The sequence below is a fragment of the Naasia sp. SYSU D00948 genome, assembly GCF_017916515.1.
Taxonomy (GTDB): Bacteria; Actinomycetota; Actinomycetes; order Actinomycetales; family Microbacteriaceae; genus Naasia.
Map to the genome: position 1 here is coordinate 597,114 of NZ_JAFMTA010000001.1, position 23,290 is coordinate 620,403.

The following is a 23,290-nucleotide window of genomic DNA, read 5'->3' on the forward strand; positions in this document are numbered from 1 at the left end:
CAGTGACGCGCGGCGGTGCGCCAATATTCCCGCTTACAGCGTTCTCAGCGAACTCGAAGAAAGGCTGGTCAGGAGCGCAGGTTCGACGCTTCCTCGCCCGCCGGAGCGCTCTTCTCGATGGCGACGGTGACCGGGACGCTGCGGGTGACGGCGTCGTGCACCGGCGAGTGCGCCACCGCCCAATCGATGATGCGGCGGGTCGTGTCCTCGTCCGCGCTCGAGCGGGAGTAGCGCACGGTGATGGTCATGGAGAGCGGCCCGGGCGGGATCTCCTCGTCCATGCCGAGGGCGCCCCGATCGTCGGTCTCCGCGTGCACCACGACCTCGAGGTCCTCGAGGACCGCGCTCTCCTCGGCCGAGCGCATCGCGATGAACATGGCCACCTGGCTCGCCAGGGCCGCACGGAAGAACCAGCTGGGCGACGGCACCTCCGAGGTCCCGCCGATCCCGGCGAGGAGCTCCTTCGGCAGCCCGTCCGGCCCGCTGATCCGGATGATGAGGTCGTGCGCGATGGTGGCGCGCGCAGGCGGGTCCTGCATCTGCGCCATCGCCGGAAGCGTGCGGAGATAGCTCCGCGCCCGCCGGATGTTGGCCGCGATCTGCTCCTGGTCCATGGGCTGCTCCTTCGCTGCCTGAAAGGCCAGGTTTCTCCGCCGCGGCGGCAATCGCAAGTGCCGGGGGCGTCGCGAGTGCCGCGGACGTCAGGAGAGAAGGAGAAGGGAGGCCCAGAAGCCGCCGAGAAGGAACGGCCCGAACGCGACCCGCGCCGTTCGCCCGGCGCGCGCGAGCATCACGATCGCCACGCAGCCCCCGGCGACGAACGCGAGGAGGAGGGCGCCGAGGGACGCCGCCACGCCCACGGCTCCGAGCACCAGCCCCAGCACGCCCGCGAGCTTCACGTCACCCATGCCCATGCCACCGCCGGCACTCAGCAGGAGGAAGAGGGCGAGGTACGCCGCTCCCGCGAGCACCGCCGGCACGGCCGGCACGCCCGCCGACGCGGCCGCCGCGATGCCGGCGAGCGCGAGCGGGTATCCCGGCAGGGTGAGCCGATCCGGCAGGCGGTGCTCGGCGAGGTCGACGCGGACGAGCTCCGGTGTCGTCACAGCGAGCCATGCGACGGCGGGCAGGAGCAGCGGCGGAGCGCCCGCGACTCCGACGGCGAGCAGCACGATCGCGACGGGGGCCTGCCAGGCGAGGAGCCCCGGGCGCCACGGACGCTCCTCGCGCACCAGGACGGCGGCCCTCATCGTCACGCGGCGACCCTAGTGAGCGGGCGCCGCCGCCGCGCCCGCTCTCCACACCTCCTCTGCCGGCAGGGATCCGGCTGATCCCCTGCGGAACCGGCTACGCGAGCTCGTTCGACTCCAGCATCTCCGTCACGAGGGCGGCGATCGCGCTGCGCTCCGAGCGGGTGAGCGTGATGTGACCGAACAGCGGGTGGCCCTTCAGCGTCTCGATGACGCTCGCGACGCCGTCGTGGCGGCCCACGCGCAGGTTGTCGCGCTGTGCGACGTCGTGCGTGAGGACGACCCGCGAGTTCTGGCCCACGCGGCTCAGCACGGTGAGCAGCACGTTCCGCTCGAGGGACTGGGCCTCGTCGACGATCACGAACGCGTCGTGGAGCGAGCGCCCCCGGATATGCGTGAGCGGCAGGACCTCGAGGATGCCCCGGTCGACGACCTCGTCGAGGACGTTCTGCGACACGAGCGCACCGAGGGTGTCGAACACCGCCTGGCCCCAGGGCGTCATCTTCTCCGACTGGTCGCCGGGGAGGAAGCCGAGCTCCTGCCCGCCCACCGCGTAGAGCGGGCGGAAGACCATGATCTTGCGGTGCTGCTGCTTCTCGAGGACCGCCTCGAGTCCGGCGCACAGGGCGAGAGCGGACTTGCCGGTCCCGGCACGGCCGCCGAGGGACACGATCCCGATGGACGGATCGAGCAGCATGTCGATCGCGAGCCTCTGCTCGGCGGAGCGGCCGTGCAGGCCGAACACCTCGCGGTCGCCGCGGACCAGGCGGAGCTCGCCGGCGCGGGTGACCCGGCCGAGGGCGGAGCCGCGCTCCGACGAGACGACGAGTCCCGTGTTCACGGGGAGTCCGTCGACCTGCGACGTGGTGAGTCGCTCCCGCTCGTAGAGGTCGCTCATCTGCGCCCCGCTGAGCGCCACCTCGGCCAGGCCGGTGTAGCTCGGATCGTGCGCGAGCTCGGCGCGGTACTCCTCCGCGGCGAGCCCGATGGACGCCGCCTTCACGCGCATCGGCAGGTCCTTGGAGACCACGACGACGTCGAGGCCCTCGTTCTTGAGGTTGAGGGCGACGGCGAGGATCCGCGAGTCGTTGTCGCTCAGCTGCAGGCCGGACGGCAGGACGGAGAGGTTCGAGTGGTTCAGCTCGACGCGCAGGCTGCCGCCCTCGTCGCCGATCGCGATGGGGAAGTCGAGTCTCTCGTGCTGGAGGCGGAGGTCGTCGAGGTTGCGCAGCGCCTGCCGGGCGAAGTAGCCGATCTCGGGGTCGTTGCGCTTCGCCTCGAGCTCGGTGACCACGATCACCGGAAGGACGACGGCGTGCTCCGCGAAGCGGAAGACGGCCTTCGGATCGGACAGGAGCACGGAGGTGTCGAGCACGAACGTGCGCTCGGCCTGGCCGACCTGCCCTTCCTGGATCGCCGGCGCTTCCGCCGCGGACTTCGAACGGGCAGCCTGGGCCACGTTTCCTCCCACCTCGAGCGCGGGGAGCCCGCGCTCGCTCAGCGGGACGGCCACGGTGGGACGTCGCGAAACGTACTGGATGTGGCCGTTCCGATCAGGTGCCGTACCTGATGGCAGGAACGCTACGCATCGGGTGCGACACCGGTGGAACCGACACACCCCGGTTTCGTTACGGTCAGATGACGTCCGGTCAGCGGAGCCGCCCGCTCGTCGCGTAGTCGGTGAGCGCGGCCCGCAGGGCGGCGAAGGTGTCCTCGGTGGTGCCGGCGTGCGGCGCCACGCGCACCCGGCCCTGCCGGGAGGTCACCGCCACGCCCTGGTTGTGCAGCGCGGCGGTCAGCGCGGTGAGCTGGTCGGGGTCAGGCTCCAGGACGACGATGCCGGCGCGCTCCGCGGGATCCCGGGAGGAGACGACGGTCAGCGCGTACTCGTCCGCGAGCTCGATGACCCGCAGCGCGTTCTCGGCGACCCGTTCCGCGATGACCGGGATGCCGACCTCGGTCACCTCCTCCACCGCCGCCGCGAGGCGGGCCGCTGCGAGCGGGTCCGGTCCGCTGACCCGGAAGGCCGCGGCCGCACGGATGGGCGGCGGGACCTCGTCCCACGGGATCACGTCCTCCTCGGACGTGCCGGGATAGCCCGAGAAGACGGGCGTGAGGCGCTCGACGGCGCGGTCGCTGAGCGCGAGGTAGCCGGTGCCCCACCCCGCCCTGAGCCACTTCTGGCCGCCGCCCGCCACGATGTCCGCGAGCTCCAGCGGAGCGTCGACCGCCCCGAAGCCCTGGACGGCGTCGACGACGAGGACCCGGTCGCCGATCACGTCGCGGATCCCCTCGAGGTCGGCGACGAAGCCCGTGCGGGCGTCGACGAGGCTCACCGCCACCGCGACCGTCGTGGAGGTGAGCTGGTCGCGGATCTGACCCGGAGTGACGCGGCCGTGGTCCGTCTCCAGCCAGATCGGCGCGGTCACGCTGAGGGACTGCTCGGCGCGGACCGCGGCGAACGGGAGACTCGGGAACTCGGCCGGCGACAGGAGGATGCCGCCGGTGAGGCCGAACATCGCGTGCATGAGCGCCGTGCTCGTGTTCGGCTGGAGCACCACCTGGTCCGGCCGGAACCCCAGCGCGTCCGCGAGCGCCGCGCGCGCCCGGCCGTCCTGCTCGAGCAGCGCCGCGGTGGAGCCGAACCGGGCTCGGGCGAGGACCTCACGCTGCCAGTCCATCTCCGCGGCCACCGCGGCCGACATGGGACCGAACGCCCCGTAGTCGAGGAAGCCCGGCTCCTCGGTGAACCCCGCGAGGTACGTGTCCAGTGCGCTCATGCTCCGGCCAGCCTAGGACGGGGCTAGCCGCCGAAGCGGCGGTGGCGCTGGCCGTAGTCGCGGAGCGCGCGGAGGAAGTCGACCTCCCGCAGGTCCGGGCCGAGGGCCTCGACGAAGTAGAGCTCGCTGTGCGCGCTCTGCCACAGCATGAAGTCCGACAGGCGCTGCTCGCCGGAGGTCCGGATGACGAGGTCGGGGTCCGGCTGGCCGCCGGTGTAGAGGTGCTCGCCGATCAGCTCGGGCGTGAGGATCTCGACGAGGTCCTCGATGCTGCCGCCCTGCAGGTGGTGGGACGCGACGATGCTGCGCATCGCGGCCGCGATCTCGCTGCGCCCGCCGTAGCCGACGGCGAGATTGACGTGCAGACCGGTCCTGCCCTCGGTGCGCTTCTCGGCGGCCGCCAGGGTGCGCACGAGCTCCTCCGGCAGGCCCGCGGTGGTCCCGACGTGCTTCACGCGCCAGTTCCGGTAGTGGGAGAGGTCCTCGGCGAGGTCGCCGATGATCTCCACGAGTGCCCGCAGCTCGTCGCTGTCCCGCGCGGTCAGGTTGTCCGTCGAGAGCAGGTAGAGGGTGACCATCTGGATGCCGAGGTCGTCGCACCAGACGAGGAACTCGCGGATCTTCTCGGCGCCCGCCCGATGCCCGTGGGCGGCCGTCTCCAGTCCCACCTGCCGCGCCCAGCGCCGGTTCCCGTCGAGGATCATCGCGAGGTGATGCGGCAGCGTCTCGGGGTCGAGGGCTCTGCGGATGCGGCGCTGGTACAGCGCGTACACCGGGTTTCGCGGCGCCCTCTTCTGCCCTCGGAGCACCTTTCCCACGTTAGTCCTCCCGGTCGGGCCGAGCCGCCGAGGCGGCGCCGCCGCGCCCTCGAACGGCCGGTACGCTGAGGCCGATGACCGAGGACAGTGCTTCCCTGCGGGAGGACGGCGGGAGTCCGGAGTCCCCGATGGACAGCGAGGCGGAGGCCTCGCGCGCGGACCGGGAGCCGGGCGCCGGGCTGCCGAACCTCCCCCTCGTCGAGGACGCGGTCGAGCATCCCCTCGAGGCGAGGCCGACCTGGCGCGGCTGGATCCACGCCGGCACCTTCCCCCTCGCTCTCGTGCTCGGGGTCGTCCTCATCGGCGCGGCTCAGGGCGAGGTCGCGAAGGCGGCCTCCGCGGTCTTCATGGCGTCATCGCTGCTGCTGTTCGGCAACAGCGCGCTGTACCACCGGTTCGACTGGAAGCCGCGCACCAAGCGACTGCTCAAGCGGATCGACCACGCCAACATCTTCCTGCTCATTGCGGGCACCTACACGCCGCTGTCGCTCCTCGCGCTGCCGCCGGACAAGGGGCTGCTCCTGCTCTCCCTCGTCTGGGGCGGGGCGCTGCTCGGCATCGGCTTCCGGGTGTTCTGGATCCACGCGCCGCGCTGGCTCTACGTGCCGATCTACGTCGGGCTGGGCTGGGCCGCAGTCCTGTTCATGGGCGACCTGTTCGACACGGGCGCGACCATGATGACGCTCGTCCTGATCGGCGGGCTCCTCTACACCGGCGGAGCCGTCGTCTACGCACTGAAGAGGCCCAACCCGTTGCCCGGGCGCTTCGGGTTCCACGAGATCTTCCACGCCTGCACGGTGCTCGCGTTCGGCTGCCACTGGGCCGCCACGCTGCTCATCGCTCTCGAGCCCGCGTACAACCGCTGAGAGCCGGGACCGCGGACGGCGCGCTACGCGCCCTTCGGCGGGTCGTCCTGCTCCTGCGCCTGCTCGGGCGCCTGCTCGCGCTCGAGCCGCTCCCGCACCTCTGCCCGGTAGCGGGTCCGGCGGACGCGCCTCGTCATGTCGAGGATGAGGAGGATCGTGACGACCGCGATGAACAGGATGATGATGAAGCCCCACGGTCCGGGCGTGACGAGGTTCTCGTCGAACTCGGGAGGCGGGGTCGGCGTCGCGGCGAGCGACGCGAGCAGGATGCTCAGGGCGATCGGTCCTTCCGGCCCGGCTTCAGCCGCGCCTTGTAGCGTGGATCCCACACTAATCCGCGGGGCAGGAGCGACGTGACGTCAACAGTGGAGCCGGCGAGCGCGCCGTCGGACCTCGACGCGCGGTACGGCCGCACCCCTCGCGCGCGGCGTCGCAGGCGCTGGTTCGGCATCACCGCGGCCGCCGGATTCGCGGCGGTCCTCGCCGCCTGGGTCGTGTGGGCGGGACTGGACGGCACCGGCGACGTCCTGCAGGCCCGGGACATCGGCTACCAGAAGATCGGCGACGACCAGGTGCGCATCCGCTGGGAGCTCACGGTCGAACCGGGGACCGCGACCCGGTGCGCGGTCCACGCGCTCGACGAGCGCTACGAGATCGTCGGCTGGAAGGTCGTCGACATCCCCGCATCCGAGGAGCGCACCCGCCCCTTCGCGGAGACGATCCGGATCGTCTCCCCCGCCACGACGGGCTTGATCTCGGAGTGCTGGCTCCCGTAACGTGTTTGCTTCGCCTTCGCCATGGGCGCTGTCGCCCCGTGCGAGGGCCTGACGGCTCCGCCTTCCTCGCCGCGAGCCCCCTTCCCTTTCAGGAGTAACCCCATGTCTCAGGAAACCCACGTCACCTGGCTGACCCAGGACGCCTTCGACCGGCTCTCGGCCGAGCTCGAGCAGCTGTCGGGACCGGGCCGGACCGAGATCGCCAAGAGGATCGAGCAGGCCCGCGAGGAGGGCGACCTGCGCGAGAACGGCGGCTACCACGCCGCCAAGGAGGAGCAGGGCAAGATCGAGGCCCGCATCCGCCAGCTGACGCAGCTGCTCCGGAGCGCCGAGGTCGGCCAGGCTCCCACCTCGACGGACGTCGTGGGGCTCGGCTCGGTCGTGACCGCCACCATCGCCGGCGAGGAGAGCACGTTCCTCATCGGCAACCGGGAGATCGCGGGCGACAGCGACCTCGACGTCTACAGCGAGCAGAGCCCCCTCGGGCAGGCGATCCTCGGGCAGAAGGTCGGCTCGTCGATCTCCTACACCGCCCCGAACGGGCGCTCCATCCCGGTCGAGGTCCTCAAGGTGGAGCCCTACTCCGGCCGCTGACGGCCGTCCGCCTGGGAACGCAGCCGGCGGAGACGCGGTCAGTCGGCGTGCTCGGGCGGCCACACCACCCGGAACCGCTCGAAGACCACGTCTGCGGAGGGGTCCCAGACGCGGCCCTTCGCCGCCTCGGTGCGGCTCCAGTAGCGCGAGTGGCCCGCGAGCCAGTCGTCGCGGGTCCGGTCGCCCTCGCCCTCATCCCAGGCGAACGCGTCGTCGACGCTCTCCGCGGGGCCGAGCCGGAGCTCCATCGTCCGGACCACGAGCGCGGCCTGCCCGGACCCGTCGCACACGATCCAGTGCTCGCCGATGCGCGGCAGGGCCTCGCCGTCATCGCGGAAGTCCCGGACGAGGGAGGCCGTCGCCCGCTTCGTGCCGGCGAGCACCAGGCCCAGGAGCTCCTCGGCCAGCGAGGGCGAGTCCCCGAACACGTCGACGTAGGGGAAGCCCTCGCCTTCGGTGTCCGCCGCATGCCTCTCCCGGTATGCGTTCCACATCCCCTCGGCGGACGCGCGGTCGATCGGGACGGCGGGCGGCGATTCGGGCACGGGCACCGAATGTGGCAGAGCCTCCGGACCGCCGCAACCCGATGCCGCCCGCGGACCGGCTCGATACTGTGGGGGCGTGGCACCGAATGAGGTGAGACGCGCGCCCGCGTGGGTGCGCCTCCTCCTGACCTGCATGGTCGCTGTCCTGTTCCTGGCTCCCGCCGCGCCCGCGCACGCCGTCGACCCGGTGGACTTCGGCGGCTCCGACATCGTCGACCAGGCCGGCATCCTGGGCGCGGGCGAGGAGTCCGAGGTCCAGCGGGCGGTGGACACCCTGCAGCAGGAGACCGGCGTCACCCTCCTCGTGGCCTACATCGACACGCCCACCTCTCCGACGGACCTCGCCGCGTGGAGCGACGAGGTCGCCCTCCTCAACGGCCTGGGCAGCGACAACGCCCTGCTCGTCGTCGCGGTCGAGGACCGCCAGTACCGCTTCACCGTCGACCAGGAGATGCCCGTCACCGACGCCCAGCTGGACGAGATCCAGCGCGAGCACATCGTCCCCCGGCTCGGCGCCGGGGACTGGGCGGGCGGGGCCGTCGGGGCGGCGCAGGGCCTCCAGGCTGCGCTCACCGGCGGTGGCGGAGGCGGAGGTGGAACGGGCGGCGCCGCCGCACCGTCGTTCAACTTCCTCCCGACGCTGCTCATCCTGGGCGGCTTCGTCCTCGTCGTCGTGATCGTCCTCCGCGTCGTGCGGGCCCGGCGGAACCGGGCCGTCGCCCAGAGCCGCGAGCAGGACCAGAAGCAGCTCGACCTGCGCGCCGGGGCCCTCCTCGTGGAGCTCGACGACGCGCTGAAGACCAGCGAGCAGGAGCTGGGCTTCGCCGAGGCCGAGTTCGGCGCGGAGCAGACCGCGCCCTTCGCCGCGGCGGTCGAGTCCGCCCGCGGGAAGGTGCGGGAGGCGTTCCGGATCCGGCAGCGGCTCGACGATGCGGAGCCCGAGACGCCCGAGCAGCGCCGCGAGTTGACGATGCAGCTCATCGCGCTGTGCGAGCAGGCGGACAAGGAGCTCGACGACCAGTCGGAGGCGTTCGACGAGCTGCGGCAGCTGGGCCGGAACGCCCCGCAGGCGCTGCAAGCGATGACCGCGGAGGCCGAGCGGCTCAGCCCTCGCGTCGATGCCGCGGAGGCGGCGCTCGCAGCGCTGCGCAGCCGCTACGACGAGACGGCTCTCGCGAGCGTCGCGGACAACCCGGAGCAGGCGCGCAAGCTGCTCGCCTTCGCCGCGACCGAGGGGACCCGCGCCGCCGAGAGCATCCGGGCGGGCAAGGCCGGCGCCGCCGCGCTGTCCGTCCGGAGCGCCCAGCAGTCCCTCGGTCAGGCCGCGCAGCTGCTCGACGCCGTGGACCGCGCGGGCGGCGAGCTCGAGGCCGCGGCCGGCAAGCTGACCCCCGCCGTCACCGCCCTGCGCGAGGACGTCGAGGAGGCGTCCCGCCTGCGACCCGAGGCACGGGCGTCCGTGCCCGAGCTGGAGACCGCCGTCGTGGAGGCGCAGCAGGCGCTCGCCGCCACAGCGACCGCCCAGCGCGACCCGCTCGGCACGCTGACGCGCATCACCGGGGCCGAGCAGCGGATCGACGCGGCCCTCGCGCCGGTCCGCGAGCGCGCGCAGCGGGAGCAGCGCGCTCGGGCGGCGCTCGAGCGGGCCCTCCCGTCGGCCGCGGCTCAGGTGCAGTCCGCGCGCGACTTCATCACCACGCGCCGCGGCGGAGTCGGGCCGGGCGCACGCACCCGCCTGGCCGAGGCGGAGCGGTACCTCGCGCAGGCGCAGGGCAGCGCGGCCATCGATCCGGAGGCGTCGCTCGCGGCCGCGCAGTCCGCGTCCACGCTCGCCTCCAGCGCGATGCAGTCCGCCCAGAGCGACGTGGCCGACTTCTACAGCACGGGCATGCCGACCGCGACGTACGGCGGCAGAGGCGGGGACATGACCGGCGCGATCCTCGGCGGGATCATCGGCGGCATGCTGGGCGGCGGGGGCCGCAGCCGCGGGTACGGCGGGGGCGGCTTCGGCGGGAGCTTCGGCGGCGGATTCGGCGGAGGGGGCTCCCGCCGGGGCGGCTTCGGCGGAGGCGGGTTCCGGGGCGGCGGCGGCGGCTTCGGCGGCTCGAGGGGATTCGGGGGCTCCGGCGGACGCCGGGGCGGGGGCGGGCGCTTCTAGAGCGAACGATCCATCACCGGAAAGATCCACAGGAAAGAGAGGAACCATGGCGAAGCAGACCATCTTCGGCCGGATCGCGCAGCTGGCCCGGGCGAACATCAACGCCCTGATCGACCAGGCGGAGGACCCGCAGCTGATGCTCGATCAGCTCGTGCGCGACTACACGGCGAGCATCGCGGAGGCGGAGAACGCGATCGCGCAGACGATCGGCAACCTGCGCCTGCTCGAGGACGACCACCGCGAGGACGTGCAGAACGCGCAGGAGTGGGGACGCAAGGCCCTCGCCGCGAGCCAGAAGGCGGACGAGCTCCGGGCGGCGGGCGACACGGCGGGCGCCGACAAGTTCGACAACCTGGCCAAGGTCGCGCTGGGCCGGCAGGTGCAGTCCGAGAGCGAGGCGCGGGCGGCGGAGCCGAACATCGCCGCGCAGACCGAGGTCGTCGAGCGACTCAAGTCCGGCCTGCAGAAGATGCGCGAGAAGCTCGGCGAGCTGACCGCGAAGCGCGACGAGCTGGTCGCCCGCCAGAAGACGGTGCAGGCGCAGGCCCAGGTGCACGACGCCCTCAAGTCGATCGACATCATGGACCCCACGAGCGAGGTCAGCCGCTTCGAGGAGAAGGTGCGCCGCGAGGAGGCCCGCGTGCGCGGCCAGCAGGAGCTCTCGGCCTCGAGCCTGGACGCCCAGTTCGAGAGCCTCGAGGACCTCGGCGAGATGGCGGAGGTCGAGGCGCGGCTCGCCGCTCTCAAGGCGGGCGGGCAGCCGAAGGCCGTGACCTCCGGCAGCTGACACGGCGAAGGACGGGGGCGCGGCGTCGGCCGCGCCCCCGTCCTCGTGTTCAGGGTCCGGCGATCCTCGGGGAGTACCCCGCCTTGCGCAGCGTCTCGACCACGAGGGTCGCGTGATCGTGTCCGCGGGTCTCGACGCTCACCTCGAGCTCGACCTCGCTGATCTGCAGGCCCTTCCCGTGGCGCGTGTGCAGGACCTCGACGACGTTCGCGTTGGCGTCCGCGATCAGCCGGGAGATGACGGCGAGCTGACCCGGCCGGTCGGGGAGGCCGATGCGGAGCGTGAGGTAGCGGTCGGACGCCGCGAGGCCGCGGCTGATGACGCGCTCCATCATCAGCGGATCGATGTTCCCGCCGGAGAGCAGCACCACGGTCGTGCCGAGATTCCCCGCGATCTTGCCGCTCAGGATCGCCGCCACGCCGACCGCGCCGGCGGGCTCGACGACGAGCTTCGCCCGCTCGAGGAGGACGACCAGGGCCTGCGCGGTCTCGTCGTCGCTCACCGTCACGACGCTGTCGACCGTGTCGCGGATGATCTCGAAGTTCAGGATGCCGGGACGCGACACCGCGATGCCGTCGGCGATGGTGGGGGCGATCTCGATGACGACCGGCTCGCCCCGCGCGATCGACGGCGGATACGGGGCGGCGTTCTCCGCCTGGACCCCGATGATGCGCACCGGGCGCTCGGCCTTCTGCTTGATCGCGCTCGCGATCCCGGCGATCAGGCCGCCGCCGCCGATCGGGACGACGATGGTGTCGACATCCGGAACGTCCTCGAGGATCTCCAGGCCGAGGGTGCCCTGCCCGGTGATGACGTCGGGGTGGTCGAACGGCGGGATGAGGACCGCGCCGGTCTTCTCCGCGTACTCGGCCGCCGCGCGCAGGGGCTCGTCGACCGTGTGGCCCTGAAGGATCACCTCCGCGCCGTACGAGCGGGTGGCCTGCAGCTTCGGCAGCGGGACGCCGAGCGGCATGAAGATCGTCGCCCGGATCCCCAGCTCGCGGGCGGCGAGCGCGACGCCCTGCGCGTGGTTCCCGGCGGATGCGGCGACCACGCCGCGGAGGCGCTCGTCCTCGCTCAGCCGGGACAGCCGGTAGTAGGCGCCGCGGATCTTGTAGGAGCCGGTGCGCTGCAGGTTCTCGCACTTCAGATGCACCCGGCTGCCCAGCACGTCGCCGAGGAAGTGCGAATCCTCCATCGGCGTGTGCTGCGCGACGGCGGACACCACCGTGCGGGCGCGCTCGAAGTCGGTGAGCCCGGGACCGGCGTAGACCGGGACGGGCTGGGTGTCACGCATCGGGTACGACGTCCTCGAGCTCGGGTTTGGGGTTGGACCGCCAGCTTCCCTGGGCCACGTACTTGATCATGACGTTCAGTGTGGCCACGATCGGCACCGCGAACAGCGTGCCGGGGATCCCGCCCAGGATCCCTCCCGCCACCACCGCGAGGACGACGGCGAGCGGGTGCACCTTCACGGCGCTGCCCATGATGAGCGGCTGGAGCACGTGACCCTCGAGCTGCTGCACGAGCAGCACGATGCCGAGCATGATCAGCGCCGGGACCGGGCCGTTGTAGACGAGCGCGATGAACACCGCGAGGGCCCCGGTGACGAAGGCGCCGACCACCGGGATGAACGAGCCCAGGAAGACGAGGACGGCGATGGGGATGGCGAGCGGGACCTGGAGGATGAAGGCGCCGAGCCCGATCCCGACGGCGTCGATGAAGGCGACGAGGATCTGCACCCGCACGAAGTTGCCGAGCGTGAGCCATCCGGCCCGTCCCGCTCCGTCCACCGCCGCCCGGGCGCGGTGCGGGAACAGCCGGACCACCCAGTGCCAGATCCCCTTGCCGTCGATCAGCAGGAAGAGCGTGCTGAAGAGGACGAGCAGGAATCCGGTGAGGACGTGGCCGAGGGTGACGCCGACTGAGAGGGCCCCCGTGAGCAGGACCTGGCTGTCGCGCTGGATCGCTTCCATCGCCTGCGCGATGTAGGCGTCCAGCTCGGCCTCCGAGATCTGGAAGGGCGACGTGACGAGGTAGTCCCGGAACTGCTCGAACGACTCGACGCTGCGCTGCCGCAGGTCGTCGAAACCGCGGGCGACGAAGGTGACGACGAGGTAGATGAGTCCGGCGATCGCGACGAGGGTCCCGATCTCGGCGACGGCGACGGCCAGCCACTTCGGCCAGCCGTGCCTGCGGAGGAACTGGACCAGGGGCACGAGCAGAGCTGCGAGGAGGACGGCGATCAGCAGCGGGATCACGATCTCGCGCAGCTGGATGACGAGGAAGATCAGCAGAGCCAGGGCTCCGGCGATCGCGAGCACGCGCCAGGACCAGGCGGCGGCGATGCGCATCCCGGGCGGGACCGTGTCGTGCCGGTCGGCTCGGCGGCCCGCGACCAGGGAGGCCCCTGGGTCGCTCCGGTCGGCCTCCGGTTCGGCCGGGACCGCGCCGGCGCTCGGCTGCTCGACCGGATCCTCCTGCGGCACGGCGTCCCGGGACGCGACACCTCTGCTGCGACCGAAAGCCATCGCCCCAGTCTAGGGATGCTCCCCCCGGCGTGTCGGGGCTTGCGAGGCGCGGAGGGGGCGCGTCGGTGGGGGTGGCTAGGGTCGAAGCGTGGTCGAGACGATGAGCGCGGCTCAGGCGCGCCGCGTCGCCCTCGCGGCGCAGGGCTTCGGCCGCGAGCGTCCCGCCTCCGTCGGCACCCGGCAGCTGAATCACCTGATCCAGCGCCTCGGTCTGCTCCAGATCGACTCGGTCAACGTCTTCGAGCGGAGCCACTACCTCCCGGTGTTCGCCCGGCTCGGCGCCTACGACCGCGCGGTCCTCGACCGGCTGCTGTTCACCCCGCGCAGCGCCTATGTCGAGTACCTCGCGCACGTGGCCTGCTTCATCCCCATCGACGCCTGGCCGCTCTTCCGCTGGCGCATGCGGGCCTACCGGGAGAAGCACGCGTCCGAGCCCTGGGTGCAGGCCAACGGCGAGATGCTCGACTGGCTGCGGGCCGAGCTTGCGGAGAAGGGCCCGATGGCGGCCAGCGAGATCGAGCACGACGCCAACGTCCGGCGCGGACCCTGGTGGGGCTGGTCGGACGTGAAGGAGGGCCTCGAGTACCTCTTCTGGTGGGGAGAGGTGACGAGCGCCGGCCGGACCCGGTTCGAGCGCCGATACGCGCTGGCGGAGCAGGTGCTGGACGACCGGATCCTCTCCGCCGAGGTGCCCCGCGGGGACGCCTACCGTGAGCTGCTGCGGCGAGCCGCAGCGCTGCTCGGCGTCGGCACCGCCCGGGACCTGGCGGACTACTACCGCCTGCGCGGACCCGAGGTGCAGGTGGCGCTCGGCGAGCTCGAGGACGCGGGCGACATCGTCCCGGTGCAGGTGCGGGGCTGGGAGCGGGAGGGCCGCCCCGTGCGCGCGTGGCGGCACCGGGACGCCCGCATCCCGCGACGCATGGAGGGAGCGGCCCTGCTCTCGCCCTTCGATCCCGTCGTGTGGGAGCGGTCGCGGACGGAGCGCATGTTCGGCTTCCACTACCGCATCGAGATCTACACACCGGCGCCGCGCCGGCGGTACGGCTACTACGTCCTCCCGGTCCTCGTCGACGGCGAGCTGGTGGGCCGGCTCGACCTCAAGAGCGACCGCCAGGCGGGAGTCCTCCGCGTGCAGGCCGCGTGGTCGGAGGACGGCACGGCGGAGGACGCGGCGGACCGCATCGCGGCCCTGCTCCGCGAGGCGGCGGCGTGGCAGGGCCTCGGCGACGTCGCGGTCGAGCCGCGCGGCACCCTGGCGCCGGCGCTCGCGTCCGCCCTCGGCTGACCCGACCTTCCGCTCGGCGCGCTCCCGCTCTCAACAGGCACTCGCGCTCAACAGCCACCGCACCCCTCGCGCTCAACAGGCACTCGAGGCACTCGCGCTCAACAGGCACCGGACCCCTTCAACAGCAGGACACGACGCCGCTCAGCCTGTCGACGACGATTCCGCCTGTTGAGCGCGAGGAGGGATGCCGGCGCTCGGCTAGAAGCTGCCGCCCATCCGGTGCAGGCGCTCGATGCGCTCGGCGATCGGCGGGTGGGTGCTGAACAGGCGGTCGAGACCGCCCGGCTTGAGCGGGTTCGCGATCCAGAGGTGCGCCATCGACGAGTTCTGGCGGCGGAGCGGCTGCCCGTACGCCTCGAGCTTGGCGAGGGCGCGGGCGAGCCCGTCCGGGTAGCGCGTCGTCAGGGCGGCGGTCGCGTCGGCGAGGTACTCGCGCTGCCGCGAGATCGCGAGCTGGACCAGGGTCGCGACCAGCGGCGCCACGAGCATCGCGACGAGGCCGAACACGAGCACGACCGGGTTGTTGTTGCGGCCCCGGCCGAAGAAGGCCATCCGCAGCAGGATGTCGGAGAGGATGCCGACGGCCACCACGAGCCCGTACACGACGAGCGAGACGCGGATGTCGTAGTTGCGCACGTGGCCGAGCTCGTGCGCCATGACGCCCTCGAGCTCGTCGTCGTCGAGGAGCTCCAGCAGCCCGGTCGTGGCGGCGACGATCGCGTGCTGCGGGTCCCGACCGGTGGCGAACGCGTTGGGGCCGGGGTCCGGGACGACGTAGATCTTCGGCATCGGCGTCCCGGTCGCGATCGAGAGGTTCTCGACGGTCCGGTAGAGCCGGGGCTCGTCGGCCTTGGTGATCGGGCCGACGGCGCCGCTCATCGCGATCGCCTGCTTGTCCGCGAGGAAGTACTGGATGAGCGCGTACAGCGTCGCACCGGCGACCACGAGGATCGCGATCGACCAGTCCCCCGGGCGACCGTAGGCGTACTGCGCGAGCAGCCCGAGTCCGCCGAGGAGGACGACGAAGACCAGCAGGATGAGGACGGTGTTGCGCTTGTTGCGCGCGATGGCACGGTACACGACGACCTACCGGCCGCCTCTGGCCCGGCGGGTCAGAACTGGACCCGCGGCGGCTCTGCGATCGCCGCCGGCTCCGTGACCTCGAAGAACTCCCGCTCGCTGAAGCCGAGGGAGCGTGCGAAGAGGTTGTTGGGGAAGATCTTGATCTTCGTGTTCAGCTCGCGGACACCGCCGTTGTAGAAGCGGCGCGAGGCCTGGATCTTGTCCTCGGTGTCGACGAGCTCGCTCTGCAGCTGCAGGAAGTTCTGGCTCGCCTGGAGCTGGGGGTAGGCCTCCGCGACCGCGAAGATGCTCTTCAGGGCGGCCTGCATGTGGTTCTCGGCGGCGCCGGCCTCCGCGGGAGTGCTGGCACTGAGCGTCTCCGCCCGCGCCCGCGTCACGTCCTCGAAGACGCCGCGCTCATGGGAGGCGTATCCCTTCACCGACTCGATGAGATTGGGGATCAGGTCGGCCCGACGTTTCAGCTGCACCGTGATGTCGCTCCACGCCTCGTCGACCCGGACCCCGAGACTCACCAGCGAGTTGTAGGTGGCCCACAGGTAGATGCCTCCGATGAGGAGCAGGGCGACCACGATGAGAATCGGGATCAGGATTTCCATGAGCGTCACTATAGCGACGCACCCCCGGCCGACCGCGGACTCTCAGGGCCCTGCGAGCCTCGCCGCAACCCCCCATCGGCACCCTCGAGATGTGCTAGCGGAGGCGGCGGGCTCGCGCTCGACAGGCACTCGTGTCCTCCAACAGGAGGACACGCCGACGTAGAGCCTGTTTCGGGCGATTCCGCCTGTTGAGCGCGAGGGACGCGTCGGCAGGGCGCGGCCGGCGCACAGGGCGACGCCGGGCCGTGCCGGAACGGTGCCCCCGGTGGGAGTCGAACCCACACCTGGAACGATTTTAAGTCGTCTGCCTCTGCCGATTGGGCTACGGGGGCGGACCCTACGTGCCCTTGCTCGGCGTCGCGTACACCGGGGCGGACATGCCCTCCGCGCCGGGCAGCTTGTCCTTCGTCGTGTCCGTCTGCTTCGGCGACTCCTGCGGAGCCGGCTTCGGGCGGGACGCGAACTCCTGGAAGAACGCGCGCGGGTTGTCGAGGTTCTCGATCGGCGCGATGTCGCGGCCGAGCACGAAGCCCATCACCCAGTTGCCGATCACCCGGATCTTGCGCTCCCAGGTCGGGATCGCGAGGCCGTGGTAGCCGCGGTGCATCAGCCAGGCGATCGGGCCGGTGAGGCCGATCTTGCCGGACTGGAAGGCGCCGTGGCCCGGGCCGAGGCCCGCGACCGCGCCGAGGTTCTCGTGCCGGTAGTCCTGCGGCAGCTCCCCGCGCAGGGTGGCCGCGATGTTCTTCGCGAGGCGCTTGCCCTGGCGGACCGCGTGCTGGGCGTTCGGGACGCAGAAGCCGCCGACGCCGCCGCCGGTGATGTCCGGCACGGCCGCGACGTCGCCGGCGCCCCAGGCGCCCTCGACGATGCCGTCGTCGCCCTCGACCCGCAGGTCGGCCCGCACCCGGAGACGCCCGCGCTGCTCCACGGGCAGGTCCGTGTTCTTGAGCATCGGACTCGCCATGACGCCGGCCGTCCACACGATGACGTCCGACTCCAGGCTCTCGCCCGTCGACAGCTGGCAGACGCCGTCCACGGCGGAGGTGAGCTGGGTGTCGAGGTGCACGAACGCGCCGCGCTCGGCGAGGTTCTTCAGCACCTTGTGGCTCGTCTTGAGCGACACCTCCGGCATGATCCGGCCCATCGCCTCGATCAGGTGGAAGTGGGTGTCGTCGAAGGTGAGCTGCGGGTACACCTTGAGCAGCGCGCTGGCGAGCGAGCGCATCTCGGCGAACGCCTCGATCCCCGCGAAGCCGCCGCCGACGACGATGAAGGTGAGCAGCCGGTCGCGCTCGGGCCCCGGAGGAAGCGTCGCGGCCTTGTCGAAGTTCGTCATGATCCGGTTGCGGATCTCCACGGCCTCCTCGATCGCCTTGAGGCCGATCGCCTGGTCGGCGACGCCCGGGATCGGGAACGTGCGGCTGACCGAGCCGGCGGTGACGACGATGATGTCGTAGGTGATGTCCCAGGGGCTGCCGACCTCGGGGGTGATCGTCGCGGTGCGCGCGGAGTGGTTGATCTGGGTCACCTTCGCGGTGATCACCGTCGTGCGCTTCAGGTGCTTGCGCTGGGAGACGACCGCGTGACGCGGCTCGACGTTGCCGCCGACGACCTCGGGGAGGAACGGCTGGTAGGTCAGGTACGGGAGCGGATCGACGACGACGATCTCCGCCTCACCCTTGGCGAGATGCTTCTCGAGCTTCCACGCTGTGTAGAACCCGGCGTAGCCGCCGCCGACGATCAGGATCCTGGGCACAGTCCTGCTCTCTCCTTGTGTCGTTCTCGCCTGAGACTCACCAAGGCTACTACCTGCGTCCGGTCCGCCTGATCGACCGCACCGTGCCGACGACCCCCGCGGCGAGCAGAGCGGCGAAGCCGCCGAGCACCCCGAGGGGCAGGACGGCGTCCGTCAGCACGGCCGTCGTGGGCAGCGCCTGGCGCAGCCAGACGGGGAGCAGGTCCACCGGATCCGCTGCCCGGGGCTCCTCCGGCGGGGGCGCCGCGGCCTCCTCGTCCTCCTCGTCCTCGTCGGGGAGCGGCACCGGGGACTCCGCCTGGCGGTACAGGGTGATCCACTTCTCGAGGTCGTAGGGCACCGCGAGGGGGTTCGCGTCGACCGGCGGGACGTCGGCGGTCACGGCCGCGGCGGCGTTCACCAGCCCGTACCCGTAGATCGGCCCGGGCACGGGCTCCCCCTTGGGCGTGGCGGTCCGGATGAGCCGGTTGATCGCGTCGTCCGCGTCGAGCTCGGGATGCGCGGAGCGGATGAGGGCGACGACCCCGGACACGATGGGGGCGGCGCCGCTCGTCCCCGACCAGTAGACGGGGTCGCCGTCGGGCGTGATCCCGACCAGCTCCTCGCTCGGCGCAGCGACGGCGATGGTGATGCCCTGACTCGAGGCGTCGAAGCTGGCGTTCCCCTCGCGGTCGACTCCGGCGACGGCCACGACGCCCGGGATGGTCGCCGGCGCCCCGACGACGTCCGTGCCGGATCCGCGGTTGCCGGCCGCCGCCACGACGACGACGTCGTGCTCGAAGGCGTACAGGAACGCGTCGTCCCAGCTCTCCGGCCAGTCGAGCGTGTTCGTGGTGAGCGACATGTTGATGACGTCGGCGCCGTTGTCGACCGACCAGCGCACCGCCTCGGCGATCTGCTCCTCGACGTCCGCGGTGCCGGCGTCGAAGCCGACGGACACCGACAGCAGCGTCGCCTCCGGCGCGACGCCGATCATCCCGTCGCCCTCGCCCGTCCCGCGCCCCGCGAGGATCGTGCCGACGAGGGTGCCGTGCTCGGACCCCTGGCCGACCGGCGTCCGGCCGTCCGGCTCCCCGAGCCCGGACACGTCCGTGCCGCCGAGGACCGCGCCGGCGAGCTCGGGCACGGGTGCGATGCCGGAGTCGATGACGGCGACGGTGACGCCGGCGCCCCGGGTCGTGTTCCACGCCTCCCGGATCCCGTAGTCGTCGAGCCAGTACTCGAGGTCGCGGACCATGTCGGCGCGGGCCGGGCCTGCGGGCGCCAGGGCGAGCCCGGCCGCCACGGCGAGGATCGCTGCCCTGCAGCGGGCGGAGCGCCTCACGCTTCCTCGGAGCGGTGCTCGCCGTCCTCCGCGCTTGCGGCCTCCCCGACGTCGTCGGGACTCCAGTCCGCGAGCTCGAGCGCGAGATCCCCGATCGGGTTCACGCCCGGACCCGCCGCGAGCGAGTGCGCGGCGAGCGCGTGCAGGCACTTGACCCGGTGCGGCATCCCGCCCGCGCTGATCCCCGCGATCTCCGGCACCGACGCGATGCTCTCCCGGTCGGCGAGATAGGCCTCGTGCGCCGCGCGGTAGCGGTCGCGGAGCTCGGGATCCGATTCGAGGCGCTCGTTGAGCTCCCGCATGAGACCCTCCGCCTCGAGATGCGAGATGGCCGCGGTGGCGGCGGGATGCGTCAGGTAGTACAGGGTCGGGAAGGGCGTGCCATCGGAGAGGCGGGGCGCCGTGGCGACGACGGTCGGCTCCCCCGACGCGGTCCGTGCCGCGATCCCGAGCACGTCCCGCGCCGGTCGGCCGAGCTGCTCGGACACGAGCCGGATGTCGATCGGTGCGGGCGGCGGGAACGGGGGCCGGGTCATCCCTCGTCCTCGACGGGCGCGTCGCTCAGCCCCGCCGCGAAGTAGGACGACAGGAGGGACGACGCCCAGTCCACCTTGGTCTGCTGGAGGTCCGCGCTCGCGGGCTCCGGGTCGGCGAGCCCCTCCGCGGTGACGTCGTCGATGATGAGGTACGGGTACTCGCCCGGCATCACGTAGAACAGGCGGTCGCGCGCCTGGGCCTTGATGTACGCGGGGTCGTCCCAGCGGGCGCGCTGCTCGGTGAGGTCCTCGACGGTCTGCTCCTGCTCCTCCAGGCTCGCGCGGAGCTCCGCGATCTGCTGCCGCTGCTCGACGAGCACGCGCACGCTCGGCGCGAGCACCACGATGGCGAGGATCACGATGCCGAGCACGAGGATCGAGAAGCCGGAGAGGTGGATGCCGCGCAGCCACGACTCGGCGGTCGCGGTCCGCGCGGCGTCCTGCACGGCGCGCCGGTGCGGCACGGCCGGCCCGTCGGAGCGGTGCGGGGCACCGCGGCCGGCGGGAGGCGCGTCGTGTCCGGGAGGGCGGCGGGGCACGCTGTCCCCCTTCCGGCTCAGGCGGTGTAGCGCGGGAAGGCGGAGCGCCCGGCGTAGACCGCCTGGGTGTCCAGCTCCTCCTCGATCCTCAGCAGCTCATTGTATTTGGCGACCCGCTCGCTCCGGGCAGGCGCACCGGTCTTGATCTGACCGCAGTTCGTGGCCACCGCGAGGTGCGAGATCGTCGTGTCCTCGGTCTCGCCCGAGCGGTGGGAGAGGATCGCCGAGTAGCCGCTGCGGTGCGCGAGGGCGACCGCGTCGAGGGTCTCGGTGAGCGTGCCGATCTGGTTCACCTTGACCAGGATCGAGTTGCCGACGCTCTCCTGGATGCCGCGGCCGAGGCGGGTGGGGTTCGTGACGAACAGGTCGTCGCCCACGATCTGCAGCTTGTCGCCGAGCTGAGCGGTGAGCTCGGCGTAGCCGGCCCAGTCGTCCTCCGCGAGCGGGTCCTCGATCGTGACGAGGGGATACGCGCCCGCGAGCTCGGCGAAGTACGCGGTGAGCTCCGCGGAGGAGAGCTCCTTGCCCTCGAAGCGGTAGACGCCGTTCTCGAAGAACTCGGTGCTCGCGACGTCGAGGCCGAGCGCGATGTCCGTGCCGGGCGTGTACCCGGCCTTCTCGATCGCACGGAGCAGGAGGTCGAGCGCGTGCCGGTTGCTCGGCAGGTCCGGCGCGAAGCCGCCCTCGTCGCCGAGGCCGGTCGCGAGGCCCTGGGCCTTCAGCTCGCTCTTCAGCGCGTGGTAGGTCTCGACGCCCCAGCGAAGGCCCTCGGAGAAGGTCTCGGCGCCGAGCGGCACCAGGAAGAACTCCTGGATGTCGACGGCGTTGTCCGCGTGGGCGCCGCCGTTGATGACGTTCAGCAGCGGCACGGGGAGGACGTGCGCGTTCGGGCCGCCGAGGTAGCGGAACAGCGGGAGGTCGGCGGAGTCCGCGGCCGCCTTCGCGACGGCGAGGCTGACGCCGAGCAGGGCGTTCGCGCCGAGGCGCTGCTTGTTGTCGGTGCCGTCCAGCTCGATGAGCGTGGAGTCGACGAGGCGCTGGTCGGTCGCGTCGATGCCCTCGATGGCGGGGCCGATCTCGTCGAGGATGCCCTCGACCGCCTTGGTGACGCCCTTGCCGAGGTAGCGGCCCTTGTCGCCGTCCCGCAGCTCGTAGGCCTCGAAGGCGCCGGTCGATGCGCCGGAGGGGACGGCGGCGCGGGAGACGGTTCCGTCCTCGAGCAGCACCTCCACCTCGACGGTCGGGTTGCCTCGGGAGTCGAGGATCTCGCGGGCTCCAACTGCGTCGATGCTGGCCACGTAGTGCTCCTTCAGGTCGTCGCGATCTGGCGGTCGCCCGCCCGACACAGCAGTCTAGTGACGGGGTCCGGTACGGCCACGACACCGGCAGGAGCGCGATGACCCATCCGCTGATGTTCACCGAGGACGACTTCGGGCTCGCCGAGGTCCGCCGCATCTGCCTGGCCCTGCCCGGCGCGACCGAGACGATCTCGTTCGGCCGCCCGTGGTTCCGCGTGAAGACGGCGTTCGCGGTGTTCGGCGGGGGCACGAGCGGCCCCGAGCGACGCATGTTCCCGTCCGGCCTCATCGTCCATCCGGACGCGGACACGCGACTGGCGCTTCTCCAGGACCCGCGCTTCTTCGTGCCCGCCTACATGGGTCCGAGCGGCTGGATGGGACTCGACCTCCTCGCGGCCCCGGTGGACTGGCAGGAGGTCGCGGAGCTCGTGGACGAGTCCTACCGCAACACCGCCCCGCGCCGCCTGGTGGCCCAGCTGGACGAGCGCGCGGGTCGCGCCGCCTCCGGCTGATCCCCTTGCGCGGGCGCCCCCTGCGCGGATGCCCTCTGCGCGGATGCCCTCTGTGCGGATGCCCTCTGCGCGGATGCCCTCTGCGCGGATCAGGACTTTCGACGCCCATCAGGACGGGCGTCGCGTTTACGGCGCGGTTCAGGACGACACGCCGTTCCGCAGTCGGGGGCCCCTGAAGCGTGCGGACAACCCCCCGGCGCACCGGATACGACTCGCGCCAGGATGGGAGGATGACGATCCCCTCGATCCCCCTGAACACCGGCGCCGGCATCCCGCAGCTCGGGCTCGGAACCTGGCCCATGAACGACGCGGAGGTCGCCGACGCCGTCGTCGCGGCCGCGGAGCTCGGCTACCGGCACATCGACTCGGCCACGAAGTACGCCAACGAGGCCGGCGTGGCGGAGGGGATCCGGCGCACGGGCATCCCGCGCGAGGAGTTCTTCGTGACGACGAAGCTCGACGGCGAGTTCCAGGGCGAGGACCGGGCGGTCGGCGGCCTGCGTGCGGCGCTCGATCGGATGCGCTTCGAGTACGTGGACCTGCTCCTCATCCACTGGCCGCTGCCGCAGCGGGACGAGTACGTGTCGACCTGGCGGACGTACGAGCGGCTGCACGCCGAGGGCCTCGCCCGGGCGATCGGCGTGTCGAACTTCAAGGTCCCGCACCTGGAGCGGCTCCTCGCGGAGACGGACGTCGTCCCGGCCGTCAACCAGGTGCAGCTGGATCCCCGCGTCCCGCGCGTCGAGGAGCGCCGCTTCCACCACGAGCACGGGATCGTGACCGAGAGCTGGAGCCCCCTCGGAGGCGGCGGCGGGGTGCAGGAGTTCCTCGCCGACCCGGTCCTCACCGAGCTAGCCGAGCGGCACGGACGCACTCCCGCGCAGATCGTCCTGCGCTGGCACGTGCAGGAGGGCATCGTCGCGATCCCCAAGTCGTCGAACCGCCAGCGCATGGCCGACAACCTGGCCGTCTTCGAGTTCGAGCTGACCGAGGACGACATGTCCCGCCTCGCGACCCTCTCCCGCGGCCCGGGCGCCGGCGTCGACTCGGACGTCACCGGTCACTGAGGCTCGCCGATCCCGTCGAAGTGCCACCTGGTGCTCCCATCCGGGCGGTTCGACAGCACCAAGTGGCATCTCGACGTAAGCGACGTGCCGCGGGGCCAGCCGCGGGAGGGATGCCGAGCACGGCCGACGTGCCACTTGGTGCGCTTATCGGGCGCGTTTGACAGCACCAAGTGGCATTTCGGC

The 23,290-nt window shown here is 72.0% G+C and carries 24 protein-coding genes and 1 tRNA gene; 8 read left to right on the forward strand and 17 right to left on the reverse strand.

Features of this window, described 5'->3' with window-relative positions:
• Positions 1-68: 68 nt before the first annotated feature.
• The 5 genes from J3P30_RS02780 to J3P30_RS02800 all read right to left on the reverse strand — a co-directional run bounded on the left by J3P30_RS02780 (position 69) and on the right by J3P30_RS02800 (position 4,839).
• Positions 69-614 carry an OsmC family protein gene (locus J3P30_RS02780; RefSeq protein WP_210479422.1) on the reverse strand — a complete coding sequence of 182 codons (546 nt, stop codon included), beginning with the start codon at positions 612-614 and terminating at the stop codon, positions 69-71.
• Between the two features lie 87 nt (positions 615-701).
• On the reverse strand, positions 702-1,250 hold the full coding sequence (locus J3P30_RS02785; protein ID WP_246852909.1) for a prepilin peptidase: 549 nt from the start codon (positions 1,248-1,250) through the stop codon (positions 702-704).
• A gap of 97 nt (positions 1,251-1,347) precedes the next feature.
• A complete protein-coding gene (locus tag J3P30_RS02790) occupies positions 1,348-2,664 on the reverse strand; it encodes a PhoH family protein (protein ID WP_307807538.1) in 1,317 nt (438 codons plus the stop codon).
• A 235-nt stretch (positions 2,665-2,899) separates the two neighbouring features.
• Positions 2,900-4,030, reverse strand: a complete 1,131-nt coding sequence (locus tag J3P30_RS02795; RefSeq protein ID WP_210479424.1) for an aminotransferase class V-fold PLP-dependent enzyme — start codon at positions 4,028-4,030, stop codon at positions 2,900-2,902.
• 23 nt (positions 4,031-4,053) lie between these two features.
• Positions 4,054-4,839, reverse strand: a complete 786-nt coding sequence (locus J3P30_RS02800; RefSeq protein WP_210481837.1) for an isoprenyl transferase — start codon at positions 4,837-4,839, stop codon at positions 4,054-4,056.
• 137 nt (positions 4,840-4,976) lie between these two features.
• Here J3P30_RS02800 and J3P30_RS02805 point away from each other — a divergent pair, with 137 nt between their 5' ends.
• The gene (locus tag J3P30_RS02805) at positions 4,977-5,714 is read left to right on the forward strand and encodes a hemolysin III family protein (RefSeq protein WP_246852912.1); all 738 of its coding nucleotides are present in this window, start codon (positions 4,977-4,979) and stop codon (positions 5,712-5,714) included.
• Positions 5,715-5,737: 23 nt separating this feature from the next.
• Here the strand turns inward: J3P30_RS02805 and J3P30_RS02810 are convergent, their stop codons facing one another.
• Complete coding sequence (locus J3P30_RS02810) at positions 5,738-6,043, reverse strand: hypothetical protein (RefSeq protein WP_307807372.1); 306 nt, start codon at positions 6,041-6,043, stop codon at positions 5,738-5,740.
• Positions 6,044-6,067: 24 nt separating this feature from the next.
• Here J3P30_RS02810 and J3P30_RS02815 point away from each other — a divergent pair, with 24 nt between their 5' ends.
• Both J3P30_RS02815 and greA read left to right on the forward strand, forming a co-directional pair.
• Entirely contained in the window at positions 6,068-6,490 is a 423-nt protein-coding gene (locus J3P30_RS02815) for a DUF4307 domain-containing protein (RefSeq protein WP_210479426.1), read from the forward strand.
• Between the two features lie 102 nt (positions 6,491-6,592).
• On the forward strand, positions 6,593-7,084 hold the full coding sequence (greA, locus tag J3P30_RS02820) for a transcription elongation factor GreA (RefSeq protein ID WP_210479427.1): 492 nt from the start codon (positions 6,593-6,595) through the stop codon (positions 7,082-7,084).
• 38 nt (positions 7,085-7,122) lie between these two features.
• On the opposite strand, the gene J3P30_RS02825 is transcribed toward greA, so the two are convergent.
• Complete coding sequence (locus J3P30_RS02825; RefSeq protein WP_307807373.1) at positions 7,123-7,629, reverse strand: ASCH domain-containing protein; 507 nt, start codon at positions 7,627-7,629, stop codon at positions 7,123-7,125.
• Positions 7,630-7,705: 76 nt separating this feature from the next.
• On the opposite strand from J3P30_RS02825, the gene J3P30_RS02830 reads away from it, so the two are divergent.
• A complete protein-coding gene (locus J3P30_RS02830) occupies positions 7,706-9,787 on the forward strand; it encodes a TPM domain-containing protein (RefSeq protein ID WP_210479428.1) in 2,082 nt (693 codons plus the stop codon).
• Between the two features lie 46 nt (positions 9,788-9,833).
• Entirely contained in the window at positions 9,834-10,574 is a 741-nt protein-coding gene (locus tag J3P30_RS02835; protein ID WP_210479429.1) for a PspA/IM30 family protein, read from the forward strand.
• Positions 10,575-10,623: 49 nt separating this feature from the next.
• Here J3P30_RS02835 and ilvA read toward each other — a convergent pair whose 3' ends face one another.
• Together ilvA and J3P30_RS02845 are read right to left on the reverse strand one after the other, a co-directional pair.
• Positions 10,624-11,871, reverse strand: a complete 1,248-nt coding sequence (ilvA, locus tag J3P30_RS02840; RefSeq protein ID WP_210479430.1) for a threonine ammonia-lyase — start codon at positions 11,869-11,871, stop codon at positions 10,624-10,626.
• On the reverse strand, positions 11,864-13,105 hold the full coding sequence (locus tag J3P30_RS02845; RefSeq protein ID WP_210479431.1) for an AI-2E family transporter: 1,242 nt from the start codon (positions 13,103-13,105) through the stop codon (positions 11,864-11,866). Before J3P30_RS02845 ends, ilvA begins: the two co-directional genes overlap by 8 nt.
• Before the next feature lie 88 nt (positions 13,106-13,193).
• On the opposite strand from J3P30_RS02845, the gene J3P30_RS02850 reads away from it, so the two are divergent.
• Positions 13,194-14,393: a winged helix-turn-helix domain-containing protein gene (locus J3P30_RS02850; RefSeq protein ID WP_210479432.1), complete on the forward strand. Its 1,200-nt coding sequence runs from the start codon at positions 13,194-13,196 to the stop codon at positions 14,391-14,393.
• A 198-nt stretch (positions 14,394-14,591) separates the two neighbouring features.
• On the opposite strand, the gene J3P30_RS02855 is transcribed toward J3P30_RS02850, so the two are convergent.
• The 8 genes from J3P30_RS02855 to eno all read right to left on the reverse strand — a co-directional run bounded on the left by J3P30_RS02855 (position 14,592) and on the right by eno (position 21,528).
• A complete protein-coding gene (locus J3P30_RS02855; protein WP_210479433.1) occupies positions 14,592-15,473 on the reverse strand; it encodes a M48 family metallopeptidase in 882 nt (293 codons plus the stop codon).
• A 32-nt stretch (positions 15,474-15,505) separates the two neighbouring features.
• Entirely contained in the window at positions 15,506-16,072 is a 567-nt protein-coding gene (locus J3P30_RS02860; protein ID WP_210479434.1) for a LemA family protein, read from the reverse strand.
• A gap of 257 nt (positions 16,073-16,329) precedes the next feature.
• A tRNA-Leu gene (locus J3P30_RS02865) sits at positions 16,330-16,404 on the reverse strand.
• 5 nt (positions 16,405-16,409) lie between these two features.
• A complete protein-coding gene (locus tag J3P30_RS02870; protein ID WP_210479435.1) occupies positions 16,410-17,831 on the reverse strand; it encodes an NAD(P)/FAD-dependent oxidoreductase in 1,422 nt (473 codons plus the stop codon).
• Positions 17,832-17,880: 49 nt separating this feature from the next.
• Positions 17,881-19,155: a S8 family serine peptidase gene (locus J3P30_RS02875; protein ID WP_307807374.1), complete on the reverse strand. Its 1,275-nt coding sequence runs from the start codon at positions 19,153-19,155 to the stop codon at positions 17,881-17,883.
• A complete protein-coding gene (locus tag J3P30_RS02880) occupies positions 19,152-19,691 on the reverse strand; it encodes a DUF501 domain-containing protein (RefSeq protein WP_210479436.1) in 540 nt (179 codons plus the stop codon). The genes J3P30_RS02875 and J3P30_RS02880 overlap by 4 nt, the downstream gene beginning before the upstream one ends.
• Entirely contained in the window at positions 19,688-20,230 is a 543-nt protein-coding gene (locus J3P30_RS02885; protein WP_307807375.1) for a septum formation initiator family protein, read from the reverse strand. Before J3P30_RS02885 ends, J3P30_RS02880 begins: the two co-directional genes overlap by 4 nt.
• Before the next feature lie 17 nt (positions 20,231-20,247).
• Complete coding sequence (eno, locus tag J3P30_RS02890; RefSeq protein ID WP_210479437.1) at positions 20,248-21,528, reverse strand: phosphopyruvate hydratase; 1,281 nt, start codon at positions 21,526-21,528, stop codon at positions 20,248-20,250.
• A gap of 98 nt (positions 21,529-21,626) precedes the next feature.
• Between eno and J3P30_RS02895 the strand changes: the two genes are divergently transcribed.
• Positions 21,627-22,040 (forward strand): MmcQ/YjbR family DNA-binding protein, encoded by a 414-nt coding sequence (locus tag J3P30_RS02895; protein ID WP_246852694.1) that lies wholly within the window; start codon positions 21,627-21,629, stop codon positions 22,038-22,040.
• 230 nt (positions 22,041-22,270) lie between these two features.
• Positions 22,271-23,107 carry an aldo/keto reductase gene (locus J3P30_RS02900; RefSeq protein WP_210479438.1) on the forward strand — a complete coding sequence of 279 codons (837 nt, stop codon included), beginning with the start codon at positions 22,271-22,273 and terminating at the stop codon, positions 23,105-23,107.
• Positions 23,108-23,290 lie beyond the last annotated feature (183 nt).